Source organism: Nocardia sp. CDC160, from assembly GCF_035818795.1.
Classification (GTDB): domain Bacteria; phylum Actinomycetota; class Actinomycetes; order Mycobacteriales; family Mycobacteriaceae; genus Nocardia.
Map to the genome: position 1 here is coordinate 336,477 of NZ_JAYKYT010000006.1, position 21,300 is coordinate 357,776.

At 66.8% G+C, this 21,300-nt stretch carries 23 protein-coding genes and 3 tRNA genes; 12 read left to right on the forward strand and 14 right to left on the reverse strand.

Annotated features, from left to right (window positions below; genetic code table 11):
* Positions 1-28: 28 nt before the first annotated feature.
* The 6 genes from VMT40_RS32660 to VMT40_RS32685 are packed head-to-tail and all read right to left on the reverse strand — an operon-like array spanning position 29 to position 5,818.
* Positions 29-1,123, reverse strand: a complete 1,095-nt coding sequence (locus VMT40_RS32660) for an MlaD family protein (RefSeq protein WP_326363160.1) — start codon at positions 1,121-1,123, stop codon at positions 29-31.
* Positions 1,123-2,175, reverse strand: coding sequence for an MlaD family protein (locus VMT40_RS32665; RefSeq protein ID WP_326363162.1), 1,053 nt, complete (start codon positions 2,173-2,175; stop codon positions 1,123-1,125). The genes VMT40_RS32660 and VMT40_RS32665 overlap by 1 nt, the downstream gene beginning before the upstream one ends.
* Positions 2,163-3,179, reverse strand: a complete 1,017-nt coding sequence (locus VMT40_RS32670) for an MlaD family protein (RefSeq protein ID WP_326363163.1) — start codon at positions 3,177-3,179, stop codon at positions 2,163-2,165. The genes VMT40_RS32665 and VMT40_RS32670 overlap by 13 nt, the downstream gene beginning before the upstream one ends.
* Positions 3,176-4,219, reverse strand: a complete 1,044-nt coding sequence (locus VMT40_RS32675; RefSeq protein WP_326363164.1) for an MlaD family protein — start codon at positions 4,217-4,219, stop codon at positions 3,176-3,178. Before VMT40_RS32675 ends, VMT40_RS32670 begins: the two co-directional genes overlap by 4 nt.
* 4 nt (positions 4,220-4,223) lie before the next feature.
* On the reverse strand, positions 4,224-5,081 hold the full coding sequence (locus VMT40_RS32680; protein ID WP_442790091.1) for an ABC transporter permease: 858 nt from the start codon (positions 5,079-5,081) through the stop codon (positions 4,224-4,226).
* Positions 5,078-5,818: an ABC transporter permease gene (locus VMT40_RS32685; protein WP_442790093.1), complete on the reverse strand. Its 741-nt coding sequence runs from the start codon at positions 5,816-5,818 to the stop codon at positions 5,078-5,080. Before VMT40_RS32685 ends, VMT40_RS32680 begins: the two co-directional genes overlap by 4 nt.
* 266 nt (positions 5,819-6,084) lie before the next feature.
* On the opposite strand from VMT40_RS32685, the gene VMT40_RS32690 reads away from it, so the two are divergent.
* Positions 6,085-6,744 (forward strand): TetR/AcrR family transcriptional regulator, encoded by a 660-nt coding sequence (locus tag VMT40_RS32690; protein ID WP_326363169.1) that lies wholly within the window; start codon positions 6,085-6,087, stop codon positions 6,742-6,744.
* Between the two features lie 53 nt (positions 6,745-6,797).
* Here VMT40_RS32690 and VMT40_RS32695 read toward each other — a convergent pair whose 3' ends face one another.
* Entirely contained in the window at positions 6,798-8,387 is a 1,590-nt protein-coding gene (locus tag VMT40_RS32695) for a hypothetical protein (protein ID WP_326363171.1), read from the reverse strand.
* Positions 8,388-8,460: 73 nt separating this feature from the next.
* The gene (locus VMT40_RS32700) at positions 8,461-9,138 is read right to left on the reverse strand and encodes a TetR/AcrR family transcriptional regulator (RefSeq protein ID WP_326363172.1); all 678 of its coding nucleotides are present in this window, start codon (positions 9,136-9,138) and stop codon (positions 8,461-8,463) included.
* 171 nt (positions 9,139-9,309) lie between these two features.
* On the opposite strand from VMT40_RS32700, the gene VMT40_RS32705 reads away from it, so the two are divergent.
* The 3 genes from VMT40_RS32705 (at position 9,310) to VMT40_RS32715 (ending at position 11,505) form a co-directional block, all read left to right on the forward strand.
* Positions 9,310-10,707 carry an ABC1 kinase family protein gene (locus VMT40_RS32705; RefSeq protein ID WP_326363173.1) on the forward strand — a complete coding sequence of 466 codons (1,398 nt, stop codon included), beginning with the start codon at positions 9,310-9,312 and terminating at the stop codon, positions 10,705-10,707.
* Between the two features lie 38 nt (positions 10,708-10,745).
* Positions 10,746-11,039, forward strand: coding sequence for a hypothetical protein (locus VMT40_RS32710; protein WP_326363175.1), 294 nt, complete (start codon positions 10,746-10,748; stop codon positions 11,037-11,039).
* A gap of 241 nt (positions 11,040-11,280) precedes the next feature.
* Entirely contained in the window at positions 11,281-11,505 is a 225-nt protein-coding gene (locus tag VMT40_RS32715; RefSeq protein WP_326363177.1) for a hypothetical protein, read from the forward strand.
* A gap of 62 nt (positions 11,506-11,567) precedes the next feature.
* Here the strand turns inward: VMT40_RS32715 and VMT40_RS32720 are convergent, their stop codons facing one another.
* A complete protein-coding gene (locus VMT40_RS32720) occupies positions 11,568-12,200 on the reverse strand; it encodes a TetR/AcrR family transcriptional regulator C-terminal domain-containing protein (protein ID WP_326363178.1) in 633 nt (210 codons plus the stop codon).
* Between the two features lie 76 nt (positions 12,201-12,276).
* Between VMT40_RS32720 and VMT40_RS32725 the strand changes: the two genes are divergently transcribed.
* Complete coding sequence (locus VMT40_RS32725) at positions 12,277-12,876, forward strand: ATPase (protein ID WP_326363179.1); 600 nt, start codon at positions 12,277-12,279, stop codon at positions 12,874-12,876.
* Positions 12,877-12,988: 112 nt separating this feature from the next.
* The gene (locus tag VMT40_RS32730; protein ID WP_326363180.1) at positions 12,989-13,672 is read left to right on the forward strand and encodes a TetR/AcrR family transcriptional regulator; all 684 of its coding nucleotides are present in this window, start codon (positions 12,989-12,991) and stop codon (positions 13,670-13,672) included.
* Between the two features lie 75 nt (positions 13,673-13,747).
* Here VMT40_RS32730 and VMT40_RS32735 read toward each other — a convergent pair whose 3' ends face one another.
* Together VMT40_RS32735 and VMT40_RS32740 are read right to left on the reverse strand one after the other, a co-directional pair.
* The gene (locus VMT40_RS32735) at positions 13,748-14,605 is read right to left on the reverse strand and encodes an NAD(P)-dependent oxidoreductase (protein WP_326363182.1); all 858 of its coding nucleotides are present in this window, start codon (positions 14,603-14,605) and stop codon (positions 13,748-13,750) included.
* Positions 14,606-14,624: 19 nt separating this feature from the next.
* A complete protein-coding gene (locus tag VMT40_RS32740) occupies positions 14,625-15,575 on the reverse strand; it encodes an MBL fold metallo-hydrolase (RefSeq protein WP_326363184.1) in 951 nt (316 codons plus the stop codon).
* 108 nt (positions 15,576-15,683) lie between these two features.
* Here VMT40_RS32740 and VMT40_RS32745 point away from each other — a divergent pair, with 108 nt between their 5' ends.
* From VMT40_RS32745 to VMT40_RS32755, 3 genes are all read left to right on the forward strand, one after another.
* Positions 15,684-16,151: a MarR family winged helix-turn-helix transcriptional regulator gene (locus VMT40_RS32745; RefSeq protein ID WP_326363186.1), complete on the forward strand. Its 468-nt coding sequence runs from the start codon at positions 15,684-15,686 to the stop codon at positions 16,149-16,151.
* A 148-nt stretch (positions 16,152-16,299) separates the two neighbouring features.
* The gene (locus VMT40_RS32750) at positions 16,300-17,262 is read left to right on the forward strand and encodes an alpha/beta fold hydrolase (protein ID WP_326363188.1); all 963 of its coding nucleotides are present in this window, start codon (positions 16,300-16,302) and stop codon (positions 17,260-17,262) included.
* A 96-nt stretch (positions 17,263-17,358) separates the two neighbouring features.
* Positions 17,359-18,222 (forward strand): helix-turn-helix domain-containing protein, encoded by an 864-nt coding sequence (locus tag VMT40_RS32755; protein ID WP_326363189.1) that lies wholly within the window; start codon positions 17,359-17,361, stop codon positions 18,220-18,222.
* On the opposite strand, the gene VMT40_RS32760 is transcribed toward VMT40_RS32755, so the two are convergent.
* Positions 18,209-18,430: a hypothetical protein gene (locus VMT40_RS32760; RefSeq protein ID WP_326363191.1), complete on the reverse strand. Its 222-nt coding sequence runs from the start codon at positions 18,428-18,430 to the stop codon at positions 18,209-18,211. The two genes, VMT40_RS32755 and VMT40_RS32760, sit on opposite strands and share 14 nt — an antisense overlap.
* A 342-nt stretch (positions 18,431-18,772) precedes the next feature.
* On the reverse strand, positions 18,773-19,771 hold the full coding sequence (locus tag VMT40_RS32765; RefSeq protein WP_326363193.1) for an Rpn family recombination-promoting nuclease/putative transposase: 999 nt from the start codon (positions 19,769-19,771) through the stop codon (positions 18,773-18,775).
* 118 nt (positions 19,772-19,889) lie between these two features.
* Between VMT40_RS32765 and VMT40_RS32770 the strand changes: the two genes are divergently transcribed.
* On the forward strand, positions 19,890-20,552 hold the full coding sequence (locus VMT40_RS32770; RefSeq protein ID WP_326363195.1) for a hypothetical protein: 663 nt from the start codon (positions 19,890-19,892) through the stop codon (positions 20,550-20,552).
* 119 nt (positions 20,553-20,671) lie between these two features.
* Here the strand turns inward: VMT40_RS32770 and VMT40_RS32775 are convergent.
* A tRNA-Val gene (locus VMT40_RS32775) sits at positions 20,672-20,743 on the reverse strand.
* 383 nt (positions 20,744-21,126) lie between these two features.
* Between VMT40_RS32775 and VMT40_RS32780 the strand changes: the two genes are divergently transcribed.
* Positions 21,127-21,199: transfer RNA gene (locus VMT40_RS32780), tRNA-Gly, on the forward strand.
* Positions 21,200-21,222: 23 nt separating this feature from the next.
* A tRNA-Cys gene (locus VMT40_RS32785) sits at positions 21,223-21,293 on the forward strand.
* Positions 21,294-21,300: the final 7 nt, after the last annotated feature.

The window sequence follows — 21,300 nt, forward strand, 5'->3', positions numbered from 1 at the left end:
GCGAGCATCCTTTTAACAGCACGCGTGTTCATCGCACACCCGCCAATCCGAGCACCAGGGTGCCGAGGTCCATGGACGCCAGCCCGTCACCCGCGTCCCCGCAGCGGCCGGGAGCCAAGGCATTGACCGCCGCGCAGACCTGGTCGGCGTCGGCCTGCGGAAGCGCCACGCGCGGCCCGGCGTAGGTCACCGCCATCCGCCCGGTCTGCGGGTCGGCGACATCGCGGAACCCCTTGGCGACCGCGGGAACCAGGTCGATCAGCTGCTCGAGCGTGCCGACGTGGGCGGCGACCAGGTCCAGGAACGGGACGGTCTGATCGAGCAGATTCAGGATCGGGCCACCGTATTTGGTGGTGATGTCATTGAGCATCGGCAGCAGCACCACCAGGGAGTTGACCAGTTCCACGACCCGGCCCCACACGCCATTGGCCAGATTCAGGATGGGCGCGAGCCCGGTCAGCATTTCGCGCAGATTGCCCCAACCGTGCGCGACGCTCTGCCACAGCGAAGTGAGAGTGTCGATGAGCGAACCGATGTGGGCGATTGCCGCATCCGGTGAGCGCAGCGCCGCGGCGAGACGGGTGATGACATCGTTGAATTGGGGTCCCAAATCGGCCGTGGAGCGGTCGAATTGGGTGACCGCCGCGCCGATGCCGTCGCCCTGCGCCGAATCGCCGGTCTGGAGCTCATCGGCGAGCTTGGCCAGCGCGTCCAGCGTCTGGGTCAGGCTCTTGGGCGTGGCGGTCTTGGTAATGCACTGGGCGGGATTCCATTCCGCTCCCCCGCCGCCGTTCACCGCCAGCCTGCGGTCGGCGACGATGGTGTCGGAAACCGTTGCGGCGGAGACGTCTCCGCGCAGCGGGTGGGCGGCGTCGAGCCGGAAGTCCACCCGCACACCGGTGCCTTCGGCCCGGATGCCGGTGACTGTACCGACCTTGATGCCCCGCAGCGTGACGTCGTTGCCGGAATACAGGCCGACCGCGTCGGGCATGATCGCGCAGTAACCGATGCGCTTGGCGACGGGGTCCAGCAGCACGAACGCCGCGACGGCACCCAGCACGGCGACCAGCGCCGCGCCCAGGACGGACATGAAGCTGCGGGAGGCGAGAATGCGCAGCAGCATCAGCACCCCTTCCCGGGGACCGGCACGCAGATCGGGCGGGTCTGGACCGTCTGTGCCGACTGGTCGACGGCCACACCCTGCGGAGTCAGCATGTCGCGCAGGCGATTTCCGGCGTCGGTGAGGTTCTGCACGACCGTGCCGAGCTTGCCGCCGAGTTCTTCGAGTTGCGGCTGCGCGGCCACCAGCTTGTCGGCGAGGGGTTCGAGCTGCTGGCGGTAGGACGGTTCGATGGCCTTGATGCGCGAGAACAGCTCGCTGGCCACCCGCAGCGCCTCGGTCACCTCCGCCTTGCGGTTGAGCACCTGGGTCTCCATCAGGCCGATCTTGGTGAGCATCTCGCCCACCACCGAGCGGGAATCGCTGAGCAGCGAAAGGTATTCGTCGGCGACGTCGAGGGCGCGGCTGACATCCCGGTTCTGGGTGTCGAGCATGGCGACCATGGTCGAGGTGGCCGCGGTCAGGGTGGCCACCGAATTCGGGCTGCGCTCGAGCGAAGCGGTCAGCGAGGTCAGGTTGCGACGCAGGGTGTCACCGTCGATCTCGGCGGTGGTCCGCTGCGAATCCTGCATGGCCTGCATCAGGCTGTAGGGCAGCCGAACCCGGTCGGCCGGAATGGATTTCGATCCCAGCGGAGCCTTTCCGGCGGGAAATATCGCGATGTAGTGTCCGCCGATCGGCGTCAGCATCCGGATCTCCAGGGAGGTGCCGTCACCGACGAACACCTTGTCGTCCACCGTGAACGACATACGCACGGCATCGTCGGTCAACTGCACCGACCGCACCGAACCGACCGAAATCCCGGCCACCCGCACGTCGTCACCGGCGCGCACGGACCCGCCATCGGTGAGCATCGCCGTGTAATCGTGCTTGCCCAACGGCACGAAATAGATGACGGCGCTACCGATTCCGAGCACCACCACGGCGGCCACACCCGCCAGGCCCAGCAGCCGTTGACCCCGGCGATCGGTGTCGGTGCCGTAGCGCAGTTCCAGCAGCCACCGGATCCGCCGCGTGCCCGCGAGGCGGCGCAGCACTCCCCTCACCCGTTGCATAGTGAAATCCTCTGTCCCCCAATGAGTACCGCGACAATGCCGGGGACCTGCGCCTGTCCGTTGTGGCAGGTCAGATCGACGGCGGCATTGGCCCGGGCCGGGACCAGCGCGGTCAGCGACTGCACCAGCGCGGGCAGCTTGTCGAGCGCGTCGATGGTCTGTTGTGGATCCGGGAACAACCGGCGCAGATCCTCCTGCAGATCCGGGTTGTCCGGTTGTGTGAGGCCGAGCGCGGCCAGCAGATTGTTCAGCGGGGTGAGGATGGGCGGACCGACGTCCACGAAGTCCATCAGCCCCTCGAATTGCTTCTGCAGGTTCACGAACACGTTGGAGATGCCCGCGATGAGGACCTTCGCCTCACCCGACTTGCCGCCCATCTGCTCGGAGACCTGCTCGAAATTGCGCAGCAGCAGCGAGATCACGGCTTGGCGGTCATTGACGTAGGACGACAGCTTCTGGATGCTGTCGAGGGTCGCCCCGACCGCCTTGCCGTCGCCCTCGACGACGGCGATCGCATTGCGCAGGAACTGATTCAACGCCTCGGGCGAGAACTCGGCCAGCACCGGTTGCATGCCGTTGAACAGCGCGGTGATGTCGAAGGACGGAATGGTGTGGTCGGTGCCGATGCGCGTGCCCGACTTCACCCGTGACCCGGACTTGTCGGGCTGCTTGATATCGATATAGCGCTGCCCCGTGAGGTTCTGGTAGCGGATGGCCAGGACGCTGCTGTCGTACAGCGCCCGATCGCGTTGCACGGTGAAACGCACACGGGCCTGGCCGTTGTCGAGATCGATCGCGGTCACCTTGCCGACGGCGACGCCGAACATGCGCACGTCGTTGTTGGTCTTCAGGCCGCTGGCGTCGGTGAAGACCGCCTCGAAGGTGTCGGTGCGCCCGTTCACCGGCCGCTGAATGGCGATCACGATGCCCGCCAGCAGCACGCCGATGAGCGTGGTGAATAGCACCAGCCGAATCACCACGGCACGTTGGGTTTTCCTCTTCATCGCGACCCCTCCCCGGTGGGCGTCGCGCCTCCCAGCAAGGGCACCGCCAGCCCGGGCATGCCCTTCACCACCACGTCGAGCCCGACCCGCGGTCCGTCGGGCGTGGACTGGAAGGTCCGGTCCAGCCGGTCCAGCAGATCGCGTAGATCGGCCTGGGTGCGGGCGGAGTCGGGCACCATGCGCGCCAACTGACCCAGCAGCACCGATAGGCCGTCGGTGTAGCCGTTGAGGTATTCCTCCGCCGTCCGGCCCAGTGCGCTGATCTTGGGGAACAGGTCGTCCACGACGAGGGAGACCCCGGTGTCGAAATGCGCTCGGTCATTGCGCAATACGTCGATGTGGTAGATCTCGTTGACCAATTTCACGAAGCCGTGCCCGAAGACGGCCACGCCGTTGAAGAACGAGCCGTACTGCTGGATCAGGAACGACGACGGGTACTGCTGCGTGTCGGCCACCGCCCGGCTGACGCCCACCATTGCCTCGATCAAGGGCGCGAACGCCTCGATATCGGTGCTCGTCCGGTTCAATGCGTCGGTGAGCTGCGGGGTCAGCACATTCTGGGAGGTCGCCGCGAGCGAGCGCAGCAGATTGCCCATGGTGCTGTCGGTGACGCGACCGGCGGCCGTCAGATCGACCGTCGAGCCGTCGTGCAGCGGGGTTCCGCCCGGGCCGCGGCGCAGGATCAGTTCGCTGATGCCGAACAAATTCGCCGGGGCGTAGTCGACCCGGAAGTCGTCGCCCAGTCCGAACAGCTGAGAACGGTTGAGCGCCAAGGTCAGCAGTTGGGTGCCACCGGGCACGCTGTCCACCTTGGTGATCTTCCCGACCTGGACCCCATTGAGCCGCACGCCCGCCCCGGGCACCACACCGTCGCCGATCGCGCTGGTGTGCAACTGGATTCGCATTTCCGAGCCGTCGCGCCGGGTCGCCACGCCACGCCAGACGAAGGCCACGACGATCAGGGCCACGATCACCACGGCACCCACGACGAGCGCGCCACGGCGGCTGGTGGGCACTCCCGGCATTCCATATGCGGGCATCTGCTCACCCCGAGAACGTGATCGACGAATTGATGCCCCACAGCAGGATGGTCAGCACCATGTCCAGCGTGATGATGGCAATGAAACTGGCCCGGACGGCGCGGCCACTGGCCACACCCACCCCCTCCGGACCGCCGGTGGCGAAAAAGCCTTGGTAGCAATGGATCAGGATGACCGCGATGCTGAACACCAGAACCTTCACCGTCGCCGCGGCGATATCGTGCAGGTTCACGAATTGGTAGAAGTAGTGGTCGTAGATGCCCGTGGACTGGCCGTGCACGATCAAAACCATTGCCGAGCAAGAGAAGTAGCTCAGCAGCAGGGCGACCAGGAAGGTCGGCACGACGGCGACCGCGCCCGCGAGCAGGCGGGTCGTCACCACGAACGGAATCGACCGCAGGCCAAGCGATTCGATGGCGTCGATCTCCTCGGCAATGCGCATGGAGCCGATCTCGGCGGTCATGCGGCATCCGGCCTGCGCGGCGAAGCCCACGGCCGCCGCGATCGGCGCGAGCTCGCGAGTGTTCGCGAAGGCCGAGATGATGCCCGTGAGCGGGCCCATGCCAACGAGATTCAGCGCGGTGAAGCCCTGGATGCCGACCCCGACGCCCATGGTGATGCCCAGGATCACCAGCACCGGCACGGTGCCGCCGCCGACAATGACCGAGCCGCGGCCCCAGGTCATATCGGTGATCGTGCGCATGGTCTGCGCGCGGTAGCGATGCAGGGTCACCGGGATCGAGATGAACGCGTACCAGACGAAACTCACGGCGAATCCGACGGATTCGATCGGACGCACCGCCTTGTCGCCCTGCCGGACGATCCGACCCAGACGGAGCGGGGTGTAGGGAGCCGCCATCACGCCACCTTGATCGGGTAGAACATCGACACCAATTGGGTGATGCCGACATTGACCATGGAGATCGCCACCACCGACAGCACCACCGACGCGTTCACCCCGTCGGCGACACCGCGCGGACCGCCCTTGGCCTCGAGCCCGCGCTGGCAGCCGATGATCACCACCACGAACCCGAAGACCAGCGCCTTCACCATCGAAATGGCCAGATCCACCAGGGAAGCGAAGGACCCGAAGGTGGCCCAGTAGCTGCCCGGGGTCACGTTCTGCACCCCGATGGCCACCGCGTATCCGGCGATCACGCCGACAAAGATGATCAGCACATTCAGCAGCGGTGCCACGAACAGCATGGCGACCATGCGCGGAATCACCAGCCGATGCACCGGCGAGATGCCCATGGTGCGCAGCGCGTCGATCTCCTCGCGAATCGTTCTGGCCCCCAGGTCCGCCGCGATGGTCGCGGTCCCCGCACCGCCCAGCAGCAGCCCGGTGGCCATGGGCGCACCCTGCTGGATCACGCCCATGCCGCCCGCCGCGCCCAGCAGCGAATCCGCCCCGACCTGGTGGATCAGATTGCCGACCTGCACGGTCACCACGACACCGAATGGAATCGCCATGAGCACCGCCGGAATGGCGGTCACGGTGATCAGATACCAAGCCTGACCGGTGGTCTCGGCCCACTGGAACCGCCGCCCCACCAGATCGGTGACCGCCCCCCGCGTGGCCTCGACGGCCAGCGCCATCGAGCGGCCGAAGGTCTCGAGGGCCGTCAGCACGGTCTCGGTGAAGTTCCGGCGGATCACCGCCGTCACGGTCTGGTGTTCGGCAATCAAATTGTCCCCTCACGACTCGTACGCGGCCGGGCCGTGCGGGCCCTGGAAACGTTCGCGTACCCAATCTGGCTGAGACAGTAGGTGGGATGTGATCCGGGCCTCAATGACATCGGCCGCCAAAAAGGATGGCGAAAAATGTCAGCCCCGCGACCGGCGGCACTTCTTACCCTCGTCGGATGACGCGGGATCTCAGCATCGACCGCCGACGGCTGCCCCGCGGCACACACGGCCTGGACCGGGAGACCGTCGAACACTCGCAGCGCGTGCGCATGTACTACGGGGTCATGGAGGCGGTGGCCGAGAATGGTTATGCCGCAACCACGGTGAGCGATATCGTGGCGCGCGCGAGGGTGTCGCGCCGCACCTTCTACGAGATGTTCCGCGACCGCGACGACTGCTTCGCGGCGGGCTTCGACTACGCCATGCAATTGGTGCACGCCGAACTCGACGCCGCCGTCGCCGCGCACCCGCACCCCGACTGGCGCGACCTGCTCCGCGTCACCTTCGACGCCTACCTGCGCGTCCTGTCCGCCAACCCCGAGATCGCCTACGCCCTGCACGTCATGAGCCTCGCCGCCGGACCCGCCGTCGCCGACCAGCGCCGACACATGCGCCTGTTCTTCGCCAACCGCATGCGCAGCGTCTTCCGAATCGCCCGCTCCGCCGGAGACCTACAAGGCGACCTCCCCGACGAGGCCTTCGACGCCCTCATCGGCACCGTGTACGACCGCATCCGCGAATGCCTCACCGGCCCAGGCATCCCCGCCCTCCCGACCCTGACCTCACACCTCTACGAAATCACCACCGCCCTATTCGGTGCCCCCGACTGGCACTGACCCCCGATTCGCCATGACGATCGCGAAAGTCCGATCGTCGTTCGGAAAGCCCGTCAGGCACTTTTCGTCTCGTTCTGGCTCAGGTTGGCGGCGACGAAGTCGGCCATGGTCGAGATGACGATGTCCGGTTGGGTGGAGCTGATGATGTCGGTGTGGGAGTAGCCGGGGGCGGGGATCGCGTCGGCGGGGTGGCCGAATCCCCTGCGCTGGAACGGCAGCCAGCTCTGGCTGATGACCGTGGTGGTGGGCAGGTGGTCCTGGTAGTCGGCGTGACGGAGTCGGGTCAGGTCCGCGCCGCGGTAGCCCGCGGAGAGGAAGCCCAGATCGAGGCCGTTGCGCAGGGTGTCGTAGCAGTTCAGGAAGCTGAACCGGCCGTTGCCCGCCGCGAGTGCGACATCCGCCGGATTGGCCAGTGCCGCATCGGCCGACCAGCCGTTCAGGCGGCCGGTGGGGTCGGCGGGCATCAGCGCGGGGGTGGGGCTGAGCACGCCGCCGAGGAATTCACCGAGCAGAGGTAGCCGGGTCAGGGCGGCCAAGTAGGCGCGCTTGGGGCGAACCGGGCCGTCGTAGCCGCCCATATGCAGGTTGAGCACCATCACCGGTTGGGAGACACGGGTGTTGATCGAGCCCAGGACGGCTTCGTTGGTGAGTCGCCAGTCGCGGAAGGCGGGTCGGCGGCCGAAGAGGCCACGGGGGAACAGGACTCGCAGGAACGGGTCGAGAGATGCCGGGATTGCCTCGGGCAGTTCGCTTTCCGCCTCCGGCTCGAAACGCGCGGCCAGAGCGGCGATCCCGAACAGGATGGCGGCCGCGCCGGTCGGCAGCATTCGCGAGGTGACCGAGGTCGGTATCAGCCCGCGCCGCAACAGGGCCAGCAGGGCGGGCCGGGCGGCCGCTGCCGCACCCGCGGTGATCGGACGCACGCCCGGCACCGCGTTGACCCGGAACGGATCCGAGCCCAGCGGCCCATCGAACCCGAGCACACCCGCCACCTGCCGATAGCCCGCGCCGCCGACGGTCTCGGCCGCACCGGGGAATTCGGTCTGGCAGTAGTAGCTCGACAGCGGCCCGCCCAGCGAGTGCCCACCAATGAACAGCTTGGCCGCCCGCACCGTCCGGTCCGGCAGCTCGCGGACGTGCACCTCATGCCAGTCGTCGACGGTCCGGGTCACACCCCACTCGGCGAGGAAGCGCTGGTCCCGGTCGGGCACCCACCCCGCGAAGGTGCGCCCGTCGATCGGCTTCCCGTTGTAGTAGTAATCGATCGCCACCCGATAATCGCCCTGCTCGACCGCAGCCCGCATCCCGGTGGCATCGGTGAGGCCGTAACTACGCCGCTCCATGGCCCACACCTCAACGGTCAGCCCGCGATCAGCCAGTGCCGCAATCAGATTGCGCGCCGCGATCTCTAAACTCGAAGCGCCAGCGGTAATTCCGGCCTGCAACGAAATGATCGCGTCCACATCGTCCGGACGCTCCGGCCCATCCACCCGGCGATAACGCAGATAGGTCAGGCTGTCGCATTCCGGCGGATGCGGATACCGCCCCCTGGGCAAGGGACTCGCGAGCCGAACCTCGCTCACCCGCACGGAATCCAGCGTTGCTATCGGCCGCTCGATGCGGTCGGTCGCACGGCTACTCATATCCACTCCCCGTATCAAGCGTCTCAGACGGAGAGTAGCAATCGGCGTCTACAGTGTCGACAACACTGTAAAATTACGCCCTGACACCATGGAGGATCAGGTCCAGGATCGCGTCCAGGTGGCGGGCGCGCGTTTCGGGGCCGAGCGGGCCGTTCATCATGTCGATCATGCTCGGGGAGAGCATCATGTAGATCGAGCGGCCGATGATGCGGGTGTCGAGGTCCGGGCGCAGGTAGCCGCGCGCGATGCCCTGATCCAGTGCGGCGGCGGTGAATTCGGTGAGGGTCTCGTGGACGGTGAGCAGGCGGGCGGTGAGTTCGCGGTCCACCGAGGTGCCCTCGAACAGGAGCATCTGAATCATGCCGGGTTCGGCCTCGACCGTGGCCATGATCGCGTCGCCGACGGCCCGCACGTGGGCGACGAACGGGTCGAAACCCGGTGGCGGACCGTCGCCCCAGGCGGTGCGGGCGGCTTCGAACAGCTTCTCGACGCCGAGGTCGATGACATGGTCGAGAATGTCGCGCTTGCCGTCGAAGTAGCGGTAGAAGGTGCCGGTGGCGACGCCCAGGCGCTCGGTGATGTCATTGACTCCCGCTGCGGCGTAACCCTTTTCGCTGAAGACGGCATAGGCCGTCTCGACGAGTTCGCGACGGCGTTGCACGGCGACCTCCGCGCGCGGCGGGCGGCCGCGCTTGGGCCGTTCGGCATCTTTGTCCGGTCGATCGGCACTGATCGGGCTATCGCTGGTCATGGGCGCTTTCTCGACAGGCGGGCGGGGCGAATCAAGCCTACCGTGCTGGATTTGCCCGAGTGAGGCGTCATTCACCTATTTACCGAACCGTCTGAGACATGTTAGCTTCATTTGGTGAATGAGACCTCACTCAATTATTTGAGGTCGCCTGCCCAGCCTGGAGATAAGCGCATGGACAAGAAGGTCCCCACCTCCCGCCTCCTGCGGACCGCGGCCCTGGGCCGCATTGCCACCGGCCAGGTGCTGCGGCACGCCGGAACCAAGGTCGCCACCGTCGGACGCGGTGCGGAGAAGAAGCAGGCCGTCATGGACAAGCGCCAGGCCGAGGCGATTCGCGCACTGGTCAATGGCCTGGGCACCATGCGCGGCGCGGCCATGAAGATCGGCCAGGCGCTCTCGGTGGTCGACGGCGGCATCATTCCCGAGGAGGTCCGGCCCGATTTCCAGAAAGCCCTTGCGCAGCTGCGTGATTCGGCGCCCACCGTGGGTTTCGACAAGATGCGCGCGCTGATCGAGTCCGAGCTCGGCGGCCCGCTGCGCCAACACTTCGCCGAATTCGATGCGACTCCGATCGCGTCGGCCTCCATCGGCCAGGTCTATCGAGCCACGCTGCACGACGGCCGCGATGTCTGCGTCAAGGTCCAATACCCCGGCATCGACAAGGCGGTGCGCGCCGATATCAAGAACCTGGCGCTGCTCACCCACTCCCTCAAACTCATTGCGCCCGCGCTGGATACCGCCGCATTGGCCGCCGAGATCCGCGACCGGGTGGAGGAGGAACTCGACTACGAACTCGAGGCCCAGAACCAGCGCGCGGCCGCCCGCCTCTACCGCGACCACCCGTTCATCGTGGTCCCGAATGTGGTGACCGACCTGTCCGGACAGCGGGTGCTGGTCACCGAGTATTTCGACGGCATCGGCTTCGAGACGATCAAGGACGCCGACGAGGAAACCCGGAATCGAGTGGCGGAGATCGTCTTCCGCTTCTTCGGCGCGGGCATGCTGCGCCACCGCCAGTTCTCCGGCGACCCACACCCGGGCAACTTCCTCGTCGGCTCGGACGGCCGCGTCGCCTTCCTGGACTTCGGGCTCTACAAGCACGTCGCGGCCGAGGCGGTGGAGCACCAGCTCGCCATCCAGCGCGCCATGGCCGAAAACGACCCGGCCGCAGTGCATTCGGCGCTGGCAGCGGCCGGATTCATCCCCGATCCGGGCTCGGTGCCGGTCGAGGAGGCCGCCGGAATCGTGGGATCGGTCATCGGCTGGCTGACCACCGACGCCGAGGTTCGCATCACCCCGGAGATGGTCAATGACGCCATGGCGCAGACCATCGTTCCCACCGGTGACGATTTCGGGGTGGTCCGCAAACAGGCTGTGCCGCAGGAACAAATGGTCACCCTGCGCACCCTCGTCATGGTCATGGCGGCGCTGGGTCAGCTCCGGGCGGTCAACAACTGGGGTCGCATCGCCCGCGAATGGCAGTACGGCGACGCGCCCGCCACCGAACTCGGCCGCGCCGAAGCCGATTCCGACTGGGGCCTGCGCAACGCGCCCGTCCCCGTCGCCTGACCACCTCCGATTATCACTGCGCCCCAAAAGGATTCGACATGATCACCGACCTGCTCAACGACATCCTGAGCAACCCAGTCGCCCGCACCGCCATCACCCGCGCCCAGGATGCCCGCGACGCCGCCCTGTCCGCCCAGGAAACCGTCATGGCGCTGCTCAATCTCCCGACCGCCGCCGAGGTGGAGACCATCGCCCATCGCATCAAGTCCATCTCCCAGCGCCTGGAATCCCTCGAGGACGCCATCGAGGACCTCACCCGCCTCTCCACGACCATTACCAAGATCTCGCGCCAGCTCAGCGACCTCGACACCCGTCTTTCTACGACGGTGTAGCAATTCCATCGCGGCAATCCGATCACTTTTTCGCCGAAATATTGACAGTGGCGAGTCAGGCTCGACAGTCTTTACGAGGCGTGGTCGTCGGCTCGGCGATCACGGTGGAAATCCGGCTGTCAGCGCTCCCGCCAACCGGCGAAGTGCCTGGTCAGCGCACGGAGATTCGACGGACGCGGACCCTTTCCGCCGTCCCATCCCGATAGTTCGGACGAGAAAACCTACCAATCCGGAGGTTGGAATGTCTGGCAAGCACGGCCGAAAACCCGGCCAGGTGGCAAACAAGGTCAAGCAGGGGATGAAGGATCAGGCCCACCGAATGGAAGACGATATGGACCGCCTGGCCCAGGACGCCCGGCGCGACATGGACCGGCTGGGAGCCGGAATGCAGCGCGAGGCCCAACAGGCCCGGTCCGACATGAAGGACATGAACAAGGACATGAAGCGCAAGCTGCAGCACCACTAGCGCCCACCGTCCGAAAAGGCCGGTCCGCTCCCGAGCGGACCGGCCTTTTCATTGCCGATGATTCAGCCGCGCCGATGACTCAGCTGCGCCGACAGTCCGAGCACGAGAAGTTCTGTGCCGCCACGGAATTCGTCATCCGCCGACATCCCGCGAGCCTGCGCCGCGGTCTCGACGAGCAGCGGGTAATCGACAGCGGACAGCTCCGCCATGGCGGCCGTTCCCGCGCCCGCGAGCGCGGCATAGTGCTCGTTCTGCAGGAACCCGAGCAGGAAGTCGACCACCACCCGCTGCGCGATCACCCGGTCGCGGCCGGTGAATCCGGCCTCGGTCAGCACCGTGAGCATGGCCTCGATCCAGCGCGTGGTAGCGGGCGAGGTCTGGCGGTGCAGCAGGGCCAGCGGCACCGCGGCCGGATGCGCGGAGATCGCCGCCCGGGCGCGTTCGAGCAGAATCGCGACCCGTTCGCGCCAGTCGGTGCGCGGCGGCAGCGAGACGTCGATCGAGTCGAGAATCGCGTTGGCGACCAGGATTTCGAGCCGCTGGCGATCGGGGACGTAGCGGTAGAGCGCCATGGTCGCCATGCCGAGCCGCTCGGCCACGGCGCGCATGGTGAGCGCGGGCAGGCCGTCGCGGTCGATCACCGCGAGCGCCGCGGCGGCCAGATCGACGGTCGTCAGCGATTTGGGGCGGGGCATGGATTGACAGCGTACGTGATACGCGCATACTCGACGTAGGCGTATCTAGTACGCCTACGTCTCTCGAGGAGTCCCCATGATGACGATCGAGGTCTTCACCTCCGATGACAGCCTTACCGAGGAACGCGGACGGGAATTGGCCCGCCGCGTCCGCGATTGCCTCACCGCCGACCACACCGCACCAGCCAGCGTGGTGGCCCGGGCGCAGGAGTTGACCCACGTCACGGTCCACCGGCCGCTGGCCTGGGCGACCGGCGGTCCGGACCCGGCACGCGTACCGCGCTACCTGCTGCGAGTCACGGTGCCCGGCACCTGGATCGGCAACGAGTTCGGCGAGCACGCGATCCCCGCTCTCACCCGTGCGGTCGGCGAGTTCGACGGCGATCCGCAACGGCTGCAACAACATCCGCACTGCGTGGTGCAGGTGATCGGCCTGCGCGAGGGCACTTTCGGCACCCGCGGCGTCGTCACCTCGAGCTCCGACGTGACCCGCATGATGACCGAGGACTATCGCGAATCCGCTGACATCGCCGGGGGCACCGTGGATCCGGTCTGCGGCATGACCGTCGATCCCGCCACGGCCCGCCACACCCTCACCGTGAACGGCATCGACTACGCCTTCTGCGCCTCGGTGTGCCGCAAGGTTTTCGCCGAAGACCACGGCATCACCGTCTGACGCATCCGGGTGGCACAAGGCTTGCGCGAGCGCTGCCCGAGTGGATCGCGGGGTGCCACCGAGCGGTCCCGCGCCGCGCCGGGGCCGTCCGAACCGACCGTATAGTCGACACGTGGTTAGAAAGTCCGCCGCGGTAGACGACGCCCCGGAACAGGCCGGATCCGAGTCCAAGGCCGCTCGCACACGCCTGCGTATTCTCGATGCGGCCGCGTTCGTGTTGAGCCGCAAGGGATATGGCGGTACCCGCCTGTCCGATGTCGCCGAGCAGGCGGGGTTGCAGGCTCCGGCGATCTACTACCACTTTCCCTCGCGTGAGGATCTCATCGAGGAGGTCATGTGGGCCGGGGTCGCGAGCATGCGCGAACACGTCGAGGCCGTGCTCGCCGCCCTGCCCGCCGACACTCCCCCGCTGGATCGCATCGACGCCGCCGTCGAGGCCCACCTGCGCCATGAGTTGGAGATCTCCGACTACGCCACCGCGGCGATCCGCAATGCAGGCCAGGTCCCGGAACGCATTCGCGCCCGCCAGGTCGCCGAGGACAACCGGTACGCCGACACCTGGCGCGAACTGTTCACCGCCGCCCAGGACGCGGGCCTGCTCCGCCCCGAGCTCGATGTCCGCGCCGCCCGCATGCTCGTCCTCGGCGCCCTGAACTGGTCCGCCGAATGGTGGAATCCGCGCCGCGGCTCCCTGGACGCGGTGGTCCGCACCGCTCAGACCCTGATCCGCAACGGCCTGTCCGCCAAAGCATCCGAAGCCGAGCCGACCAAACCCCGGCCCCGCACCACCGCCTGACCGCCGTCGCCCATCCACGACCGTCGGCTGGCCGCGCCCGTCCAGCCACGTCGGTGCCGGTATCGCTCGGTGTCATCACGGCACTGCTTCGGATGTCCGAAATCGCGGCAGCGCGGTTCGGTGCGTGGTCAAGTCGTAGAACACCGGGGGCGGATCGCCCTGGGCCGCCGCCCACAGGCGAGCGCGCCCGGCGGCGGATATCGCGAGCAGGTCCGCGCCGCCCGCGTCGAGCAGGGTGTCGAAATCCTCGGCGGAATCCCGGATGGCCCTGGGGTTTTCACGGTCCAGCGCCCGGTTGACCACTGCGGCCATGGGGCCGCGAGCGAGCAGATTCAGTGTCGTGCGGTAGTCCGCGCCGAGCACGTCCGCCAGGTCCAGGGCCTCGCGCAGACCGGCCTCGGCGGCCATTACGACCACATTGGTGATCAGCTTGTAGGCCACGCCCGATCCGAGCGGGCCCACCCGGACCACCTCACCGAATTCGGCCAGGATCGGTTCGGCCACCGCCGCCGCCTCGTCCGCACCGCCCAACAGCACGGTCAGCGCCGCCTCGGCGGCGTAGCGGACGCCACCGACCAGGGTGGCGTCCACGAGCCGCGTGCCCGCGGGCATGGCCGCCGAGATCAGTTCCAGCACAGCGGGTGTCGTGGTGGACAGCACCGCCAGCACCGCTCCCGGCCGCAGCCCCGCCAGGATGGCGCGCGGGCCCAGGTGCGCCGCCGGAATATCGGCCGACATGACCGCGCTGATGACGAGCTCGGCATTGCGTGCGGTGTCCGCGGCATCGACCGAGGCGATCGCCCCCGCCGCGACCGCGTCCACCATGCGCTCGGGCACCCGGTCGTAGACCTGGACGGTGTGGCCCGCCCGCAGCAGATGCGGGACCATCCGCGAACCCATATCACCGAGCCCGACGAAACCGATTGTCGCCATTGACTTCTCCTTCGTCCGCTCAGGCGGCGGCGGCTTCCTGGTAGGCGCACGGGATATTGACCTCGAAGTGCAGCCATTGGTACAGCGGGTAGCCGACATCGAATTCGGTCATTGGTACGGCCTTCTTGGTCTCGTCCAGGCTCAGTCCGTCGGTGACCGCCTTGCCGACCCGCTCCACGAGTTGCTCGGTGTACTCGACGAAGAACCGCATGCCCTCCTTGTCGGTGACCCGGCCGTGCCCGGGCACGATCTTGGTGTCGGCGGGCAGCCAGTCGAAGATCTTGCGCAGCGTGCGGGCGGGCCGTGCGGCGACGCCGTCGAGAAGCCAAGGGATGGCTGGCTTTTCGCAGATGAACGCATTGCCCGCGTAGATCACCCCGGCCTGCGGGTCGTGGTACCACAGGTCGCCGGGCGTCTGCCCCTGGCCGAGGTCCAGGACATCGACGAACTTGCCGCCGCCGAGGTTGACGGTCAGCCTGCCGTCGGCGGGCACCAGCAGATCCGCGGGCCGGTAGCGCACGTCCTCGATGCCCTTGCCCAGGTCGAACCAGCCGATCTGGGCCTGTTTGCGCGGCTCGATGCCGGTCTGCTCGATTGCCCGAAAGGCGTTCTCGTGCTGGATGATCCGCGCCTGCTCGGGCATCACGTAGTCGCCGAAGAAGTGATCCCCGTGGTCGGAGGTGACGCCCACGAACCGGATCGGCTTGTCGGTGGCCGCCGCCACCAGGTCCAGCACCTGCCGTGCCAGCGCCTCGGTCATCATCGACTCGATCACGAGCACCGCGTCCGCCCCGACGATGAACCCGCCCGAGGTGGCCTGCGGAATCCCCAGCGGCGTCTGCTCCTCGGCGGTGTCGGCCACCACCGCGTACGCCCCGGACCCCAGATCCTGCGCGATCATCCGCACCGTGTCGGCGTCCCAGATCGGCACCGGCCACGGCACATTCCTGTCCACCGTGTAACTGGTCATCGCACTCGTCCTCTCCGTCGGAGTTTGGAGCAAGCTTGCAGTTATCTGACTAGTCAGACACTGACGGTACAGATACTGACGAGGGCCGACAAGTGATACCGTTCACACATGGACGCCGATCGCCAGCTCAGCGACCCGAAAATCACGCTCATGGGCCTGTTCTTCGAGGCCTACACCGAGGTGATGCGCGAGATTTCCGCCCAGGAACGCGCCCATGATCTCTCCGTCGCCGAATTCGACGTGCTCCTGCGCCTCGGCCGCTCCCCCGGCAGCAAACTCCGCATTACCGACCTCTGCCAGCAGACCGGCCTCACCTCCGGCGGCATGACCCGCCTGCTCGACCGCCTTCACACCCGCGGCCTCGTCGACCGCATCCCGGACCCAACCGACCGCCGCGCCATCCTCGCTCGCCTAACCCCCGCGGGTGTCGCCAAGAACGCCGAGGTCCTCCCCGGCCACCTCGCCACGGTCGATCGCGTCCTCACCGCGCCCCTCGACGCGACCGAACGCGCGAACTTCGAACACGCGCTGCGCAAGATCCGCGACCACGCGCTTCGCGCCAGGTCGGACCGCTAGGCACGACATGTCCGGCGGCCGGATGCGAAACGGCCCACCTTGGTGGTTTTCGGCGACACCTTGGGCGGCGGGGTTCACTCCACGGGCATCTGCTGTCGGCGGCGGGCCCGGCGAATAGTGGACTCACCCGCTGAACATTGGAGTACCGATGTCGACCGTGAGCCCACTCGCCGCCACAGGGCAGTCACGCGCCACCGTCCGGACCGAGGACGGTGTGGCACTGGAGGTTCGTATCTGTGGACCTCGGCATCCCGATCTGACAGTGGTTCTCTCGCATGGGCATTGCGGTCATGGTGAGTCCTGGGCCGCGGTCCGCGACGCCCTGCGACGGCAGTACCCGAACGCCCGGGTCGTCTGCTACGACCATCGCGGGCACGGTGACTCCGCGCGCGCCGATCATCGCACGTACACCCTCGAACAGCTCGCCGACGACCTGGGAGCGGTGCTCGCCACGGTCGCGCCCACCGGACCGGTTGTGCTGGTCGGACATTCGATGGGTGGCATGAGCGTGTTGACCTATGTCGGCCGGAATCCGGCGCAGATCGGCGAGCGCGTCATCGGAGTCGGGCTCATCGCGACCGCTGCGAGCAGCCTCACCGAAGCCGGACTGGGCCGCTTCCTGCGCCACCCGATCATCTCCGCGTTCCAGACCGCCGTGCGCTACGCTCCCGGACTCATGCATTGCGCGAAACTCTTGGCGGGCAAGGCTTTCGCACCGATCATCCACCGGGCTCAGCGCGGCGATCGCCCGGTGGGATCCCGCTGGCTCACCCTCGCCAACGCGATTCACAACCAGACCCCGATCGTCACGATGGCCGCCTTCCTCCAGGCCTTCACCACCTACGACCGCACCGACGCCCTCGCGACCCTCTCCCGTATCCCCACGCTGATCCTGTGCGGATCAGCCGATTTGCTGACTCCCCCGGCACATTCGGTCGCCATGGCCGCCGCCATCGACTACGCGGATCTGGTGCTGATCCCCGGCGCGGGCCACTCTGTGATCATCGACCACCCGAGCCACGTCGCCGAGGCGCTCACCCGTCTGATCACCCGAGCCCACGACACCCGAACCACTCCGACCCCGGCTCGCGGTGGTCGCATAGTCCTGTGACCCGGGGCTCGCGCCCGTCCTGGCGGCGGCCTCACGGATTCCTAACAGTCGCGGGGATAGGCTTGGGGCGTCCGCATTTCGGCCTGGGGGGGGCGAATGACTACTGTCAACAGATCGGCCGCGCCTATTCGCGACAAGTACTACCGGATTGCACGCACGCCGCATCCGTCTGTACGAAAGTTTTTGGCGTCCAACTATTTCGGGTATTCGCTGGCGTGCGGGCCGTGCCCGCTACTGCTGCCCGCGACCACGTCGGTGGCCATCGTGTTGAAGCTCGACGACTCCGATTCCACGCCTCGCACCCTGCTCGACGGCAATCACGCCGTCTACCGGGCGGTGCCGGACGCCACCTGCCGGTGCAACCTGGTGATCTGGCTTTCGCCGCTGGGCACGTACCGGCTCTTGCGCAAACCGACCGCCGAGATACGAGGTGAGTTGCTCGATTCGAGCGAGCTGCTCGGTTCCGACATCATGCGTTTGCGGGATCGGACCGCGGCGGCCTCCACCTGGGAGCGGCGGTTCGCATTGGCCGATGAATTCCTGGTGCGCCGCCTCGGCGATGCGCCGTCGCCCGCGCCGGAGGTGATCTACGCCTGGTCACGCCTGGCGGCCACCGATGGTCGTGAGCGCATCGGGCGGGTCGCCTCCGATGTCGGGTGGAGTCACAAGCATTTGATCACCAAATTCACCCAGCAGGTCGGGCTGCCGCCCAAGACGGCCGCGCGATTGATCCGATTCGATCGCGTGCTGCGGCGGCTGCGCCATCGACCTGCTCGATGGGATGAAATCGCCATTGGCTGTGGATATTCCGATCAACCGCACCTGATTCGCGAATTCATCGAATTCACCGGGGCGACGCCGACCTCCTTCGCGACCACGACCGAATCGGTGCGAGGCGCGCTCGTCGCCGGACACGACCTCGGGGCCGGGGTCGTCGATTCCGTGGTCAGCGCAGGGTGAGAACGCGTTCGCCGATGCGCGGCGGGACCACCCACTCATTGTTCGTCGGCAGCAGTTCGGTCACCCGCACCCCGGTCACTCGCACGCCCGTCACCCGCACGCCGTCATCGCGCACGGTGGTCGGTTGGGCGGCGAGGGCCGGGGCGGCGACAGTGACCGCGCCCGCGACGGCGACCACGGCGGCCAGAATCTTTGCGGTGGACTGCATATCGGGCTCTCCTTCGTGGATTTCGTCTGAATCGTGCGTCAGTGACTGTACGAGCGGTCCAGCCCGGTGTATTGAACGTTTTTCACCGCCGGTCTCACGCCGCGCCAGGGCCCCCGGATGCGGTACGCGCAGGTAAACATCGTTCAAGACGAGCGGACCGTTGGCCGCCTACGGTTCCAGGTGGAACGATGGAAAGCAGAGCCGAACATGGCGAGTGAATCAGCCAGCGCCCCAGCGGAACTCGAGCGGCCGCACCGGCGTCGCAGTCGCATCGCGGCCGTGTGTGCAGTGCTCGTCGGCGCACCACCTTCTGGCCGTCCTAGCTGGGTTCGAACCGGCTCCTTACTCCGCGAACACCTCGTCGATCGTCTCTGCGGTCAGCACCCGGGCACCCCAAACCCGCAACCGCTCCGCCTCGGCCCCACGCACCATCCCGACAATCTGATCATTCACCGCCCCGAACTTGATCACCAACTGGTCGAGCAAGGCCTCCGCCCGCCCTTCGGTACGCCCCTCGGTGCGCCCTTCGGTGCGGAACTGTTCAGCGGTTGTCATCACGATCTCCTTCGCTCGCGGACCGAGCCGGTCGATCAACGGTGCAAAGCCAGCGACATCGGTCTTACCGACACTCCAAAGATACGTCATCACCTGGTCGAATTCGCCCGGGTAGTCCTCGATCAACACACGCAACTCACCCTCGAGCGGCAATAGATCGTGGCCCAGCCGGGGATTGCCAGGGCCGATCTTCAACGACACGAACAGCACCTTCGCCATCACGCTGAGCTTCCGCGCCCGCAAGGCCGCCACATCGGCCGTTCCCAGGTCGTCCAACAGAAATCGCAGCCGCGGTAGACACTCACCCAATGCCAACCGCATGTTCGGGTCGATATCGAGCAGATCGGACAGCTCGGTGGGCGCGCTCCAGCGATGCCCGCGTGGATCGCAGTGCACCACCACCGGGATCACCACCGGCAGCCGACGCGTGTGCGGGTTGCGCCGCAGATAGCGATTCCAAATTGCCACCATGTATTCGAGCATCCGGAACGCCATCAACTCGTCCGTGCTGCTCTGATGCTCGATCAGCATGAATACGAACGCGTCGCGATCATTCCAACGGGTCCGATACAGCACGTCGGTGTAGCGCGACCGCAGCTCCTTCGGCACGAAACTGCACGACTGCAGTTCCATGTAATCCCAATCCAGCTGCGCTACAACGGCTTCCGGTAGGACGGTCCGCATCTCCCCCGCCGCGGCGGTCGCCTCGGACATAACATGTCGAAAGTAGGCGTCGTGTGGATTCTTCGGCTGCTCAGCCATATTCGAGCAAACTACTCTCGGCATTGCTCGTCGAGGGCCGATTCATCAACCTCGCGCGCTATGCCCGATTCGCCACTCGCACAACGGGTTGAGGTTGGCGTCAGCCGTTGACGTGGGCGGGGGTTGGTGCTGAGCTGGATTCATGGCCGCGCACACTGCTGAGGAGTTGATTGGCCGCGTGCGGGGGGAGGTCTCGGTCGGCGCGAGCGGGAATCGGTTTCTGGAGCTGCTGGAACGCGGTCGGATCCCCCGTGAGCGGTTGTCCTGGCTCGCCGGGGAGGAATACCGCATCGTGGACAGCGACCGTCGCAGTTTCGCCCTGCTGGCCGCCCGATATCCGGAACCGCCCTCCGGTGCCTTCTTTCTGACTCTGGCACAGGGCGAAGCGCAGGCCTTCCGGCTCCTGCACGACTTCGCCGCCGCGCTCGGACTCGGCGAGAAGGACCTCCACGCCTACGAACCGCAGCCTCTCGCCCAGGCGTATCCGGCCTACCTCGCGCAGCGCGCTCTGTTCGGGACGGCGGCCGAGGTGGCGCTCGCCATGCTGACCAACCTCGAGGAATGGGGAAACTACTGCGCGCGAACAGCTTCCGCGCTGCGCGCACGGTACGAACTCACCGACGAAGCCATCGCCTTCTTCACCTTCTTCGCGGACTCCCCGCCGGATTTCGCCGCACAGGCGACGGAGGTCGTGGCGGCCGGTCTCGCCGCCGGAGAGGCCCCCGCGGATCTCGCCCGGGCCGCGCGACTGCTCCACGATTACGAAACAGCGTTCTGGAACTCCTTGGCGACGGGCCTGTCCTGACCGGTCGAATACCTGTCCTGCGGCGGCCACGGGCGCGCCTGGTTCGGATCGGGTCGGCCAAGCGTGGCCGGTTGCAGATAGCAAAGAAGCCGCAGGTCTGTGACCTGCGGCTTCTCGAGTGGTTCTAGCTGGGATCGAACCAGCGACCCCTCGCGTGTGAGGCGAGTGCTCTCCCGCTGAGCTATAGAACCGGGTCTGTTCTTCCTGGCGTTTTTGCCGCTCCGAACGAGAGAGAACTTTACACAGATCGCGTTCATGACACCAAATCGCGTGCGTAAAGGCGGAAAATCGGGGTGTGACGGGCGGGTCTGTCGTGTCGCGCGGGGTTAACCGGATGGTTGGGCGCGCGCTACGGGTAATTGGCCGGGGCGGGGTGGGATGGAGGCGGCCCGTATCCGCGTGGGCGCCCTTCGGGATTTCGGGCTGGCTTCGCGCTGCGCCCGTCAGGACGGTCGAACTACACCCGTGTGGTTCATATTTACCCCCTCCTACCAGGCGATTTGTTACCTGCACAGCTAGTCGGCTAATGTTCTCTCTCGTCAGCGGGACAGCCGAGAGGCGCCCGGGACGAAATGCGGATGTAGCGCAGCTGGTAGCGCATCACCTTGCCAAGGTGAGGGTCGCGGGTTCGAATCCCGTCATCCGCTCGAGAGGCCAACACGGCCTGCTTGGCGGTGTGGCCGAGTGGTGAGGCAACGGCCTGCAAAGCCGTGCACACGGGTTCGATTCCCGTCGCCGCCTCTTCTTC

What these genes read in the sequence shown, in the direction of transcription:
- VMT40_RS32760 (WP_326363191.1), bottom strand. Translation starts at nt 18,430, where the DNA reads ATGCAGTCCACCGCAAAGATTCTGGCCGCCGTGGTCGCCGTCGCGGGC.
- VMT40_RS32700 (WP_326363172.1), bottom strand. Translation starts at nt 9,138, where the DNA reads ATGACCAGCGATAGCCCGATCAGTGCCGATCGACCGGACAAAGATGCC.
- VMT40_RS32670 (WP_326363163.1), bottom strand. Translation starts at nt 3,179, where the DNA reads ATGAAGAGGAAAACCCAACGTGCCGTGGTGATTCGGCTGGTGCTATTC.
- VMT40_RS32725 (WP_326363179.1), top strand. Translation starts at nt 12,277, where the DNA reads ATGATGACGATCGAGGTCTTCACCTCCGATGACAGCCTTACCGAGGAA.
- VMT40_RS32705 (WP_326363173.1), top strand. Translation starts at nt 9,310, where the DNA reads ATGGACAAGAAGGTCCCCACCTCCCGCCTCCTGCGGACCGCGGCCCTG.
- VMT40_RS32720 (WP_326363178.1), bottom strand. Translation starts at nt 12,200, where the DNA reads ATGCCCCGCCCCAAATCGCTGACGACCGTCGATCTGGCCGCCGCGGCG.
- VMT40_RS32690 (WP_326363169.1), top strand. Translation starts at nt 6,085, where the DNA reads ATGACGCGGGATCTCAGCATCGACCGCCGACGGCTGCCCCGCGGCACA.
- VMT40_RS32710 (WP_326363175.1), top strand. Translation starts at nt 10,746, where the DNA reads ATGATCACCGACCTGCTCAACGACATCCTGAGCAACCCAGTCGCCCGC.
- VMT40_RS32715 (WP_326363177.1), top strand. Translation starts at nt 11,281, where the DNA reads ATGTCTGGCAAGCACGGCCGAAAACCCGGCCAGGTGGCAAACAAGGTC.
- VMT40_RS32735 (WP_326363182.1), bottom strand. Translation starts at nt 14,605, where the DNA reads ATGGCGACAATCGGTTTCGTCGGGCTCGGTGATATGGGTTCGCGGATG.
- VMT40_RS32750 (WP_326363188.1), top strand. Translation starts at nt 16,300, where the DNA reads ATGTCGACCGTGAGCCCACTCGCCGCCACAGGGCAGTCACGCGCCACC.
- VMT40_RS32695 (WP_326363171.1), bottom strand. Translation starts at nt 8,387, where the DNA reads ATGAGTAGCCGTGCGACCGACCGCATCGAGCGGCCGATAGCAACGCTG.
- VMT40_RS32755 (WP_326363189.1), top strand. Translation starts at nt 17,359, where the DNA reads ATGACTACTGTCAACAGATCGGCCGCGCCTATTCGCGACAAGTACTAC.
- VMT40_RS32660 (WP_326363160.1), bottom strand. Translation starts at nt 1,123, where the DNA reads ATGCTGCTGCGCATTCTCGCCTCCCGCAGCTTCATGTCCGTCCTGGGC.
- VMT40_RS32745 (WP_326363186.1), top strand. Translation starts at nt 15,684, where the DNA reads ATGGACGCCGATCGCCAGCTCAGCGACCCGAAAATCACGCTCATGGGC.
- VMT40_RS32765 (WP_326363193.1), bottom strand. Translation starts at nt 19,771, where the DNA reads ATGCCGAGAGTAGTTTGCTCGAATATGGCTGAGCAGCCGAAGAATCCA.
- VMT40_RS32685 (WP_442790093.1), bottom strand. Translation starts at nt 5,818, where the DNA reads ATGGCGCTGGCCGTCGAGGCCACGCGGGGGGCGGTCACCGATCTGGTG.
- VMT40_RS32665 (WP_326363162.1), bottom strand. Translation starts at nt 2,175, where the DNA reads ATGCAACGGGTGAGGGGAGTGCTGCGCCGCCTCGCGGGCACGCGGCGG.
- VMT40_RS32740 (WP_326363184.1), bottom strand. Translation starts at nt 15,575, where the DNA reads ATGACCAGTTACACGGTGGACAGGAATGTGCCGTGGCCGGTGCCGATC.
- VMT40_RS32675 (WP_326363164.1), bottom strand. Translation starts at nt 4,219, where the DNA reads ATGCCCGCATATGGAATGCCGGGAGTGCCCACCAGCCGCCGTGGCGCG.
- VMT40_RS32770 (WP_326363195.1), top strand. Translation starts at nt 19,890, where the DNA reads ATGGCCGCGCACACTGCTGAGGAGTTGATTGGCCGCGTGCGGGGGGAG.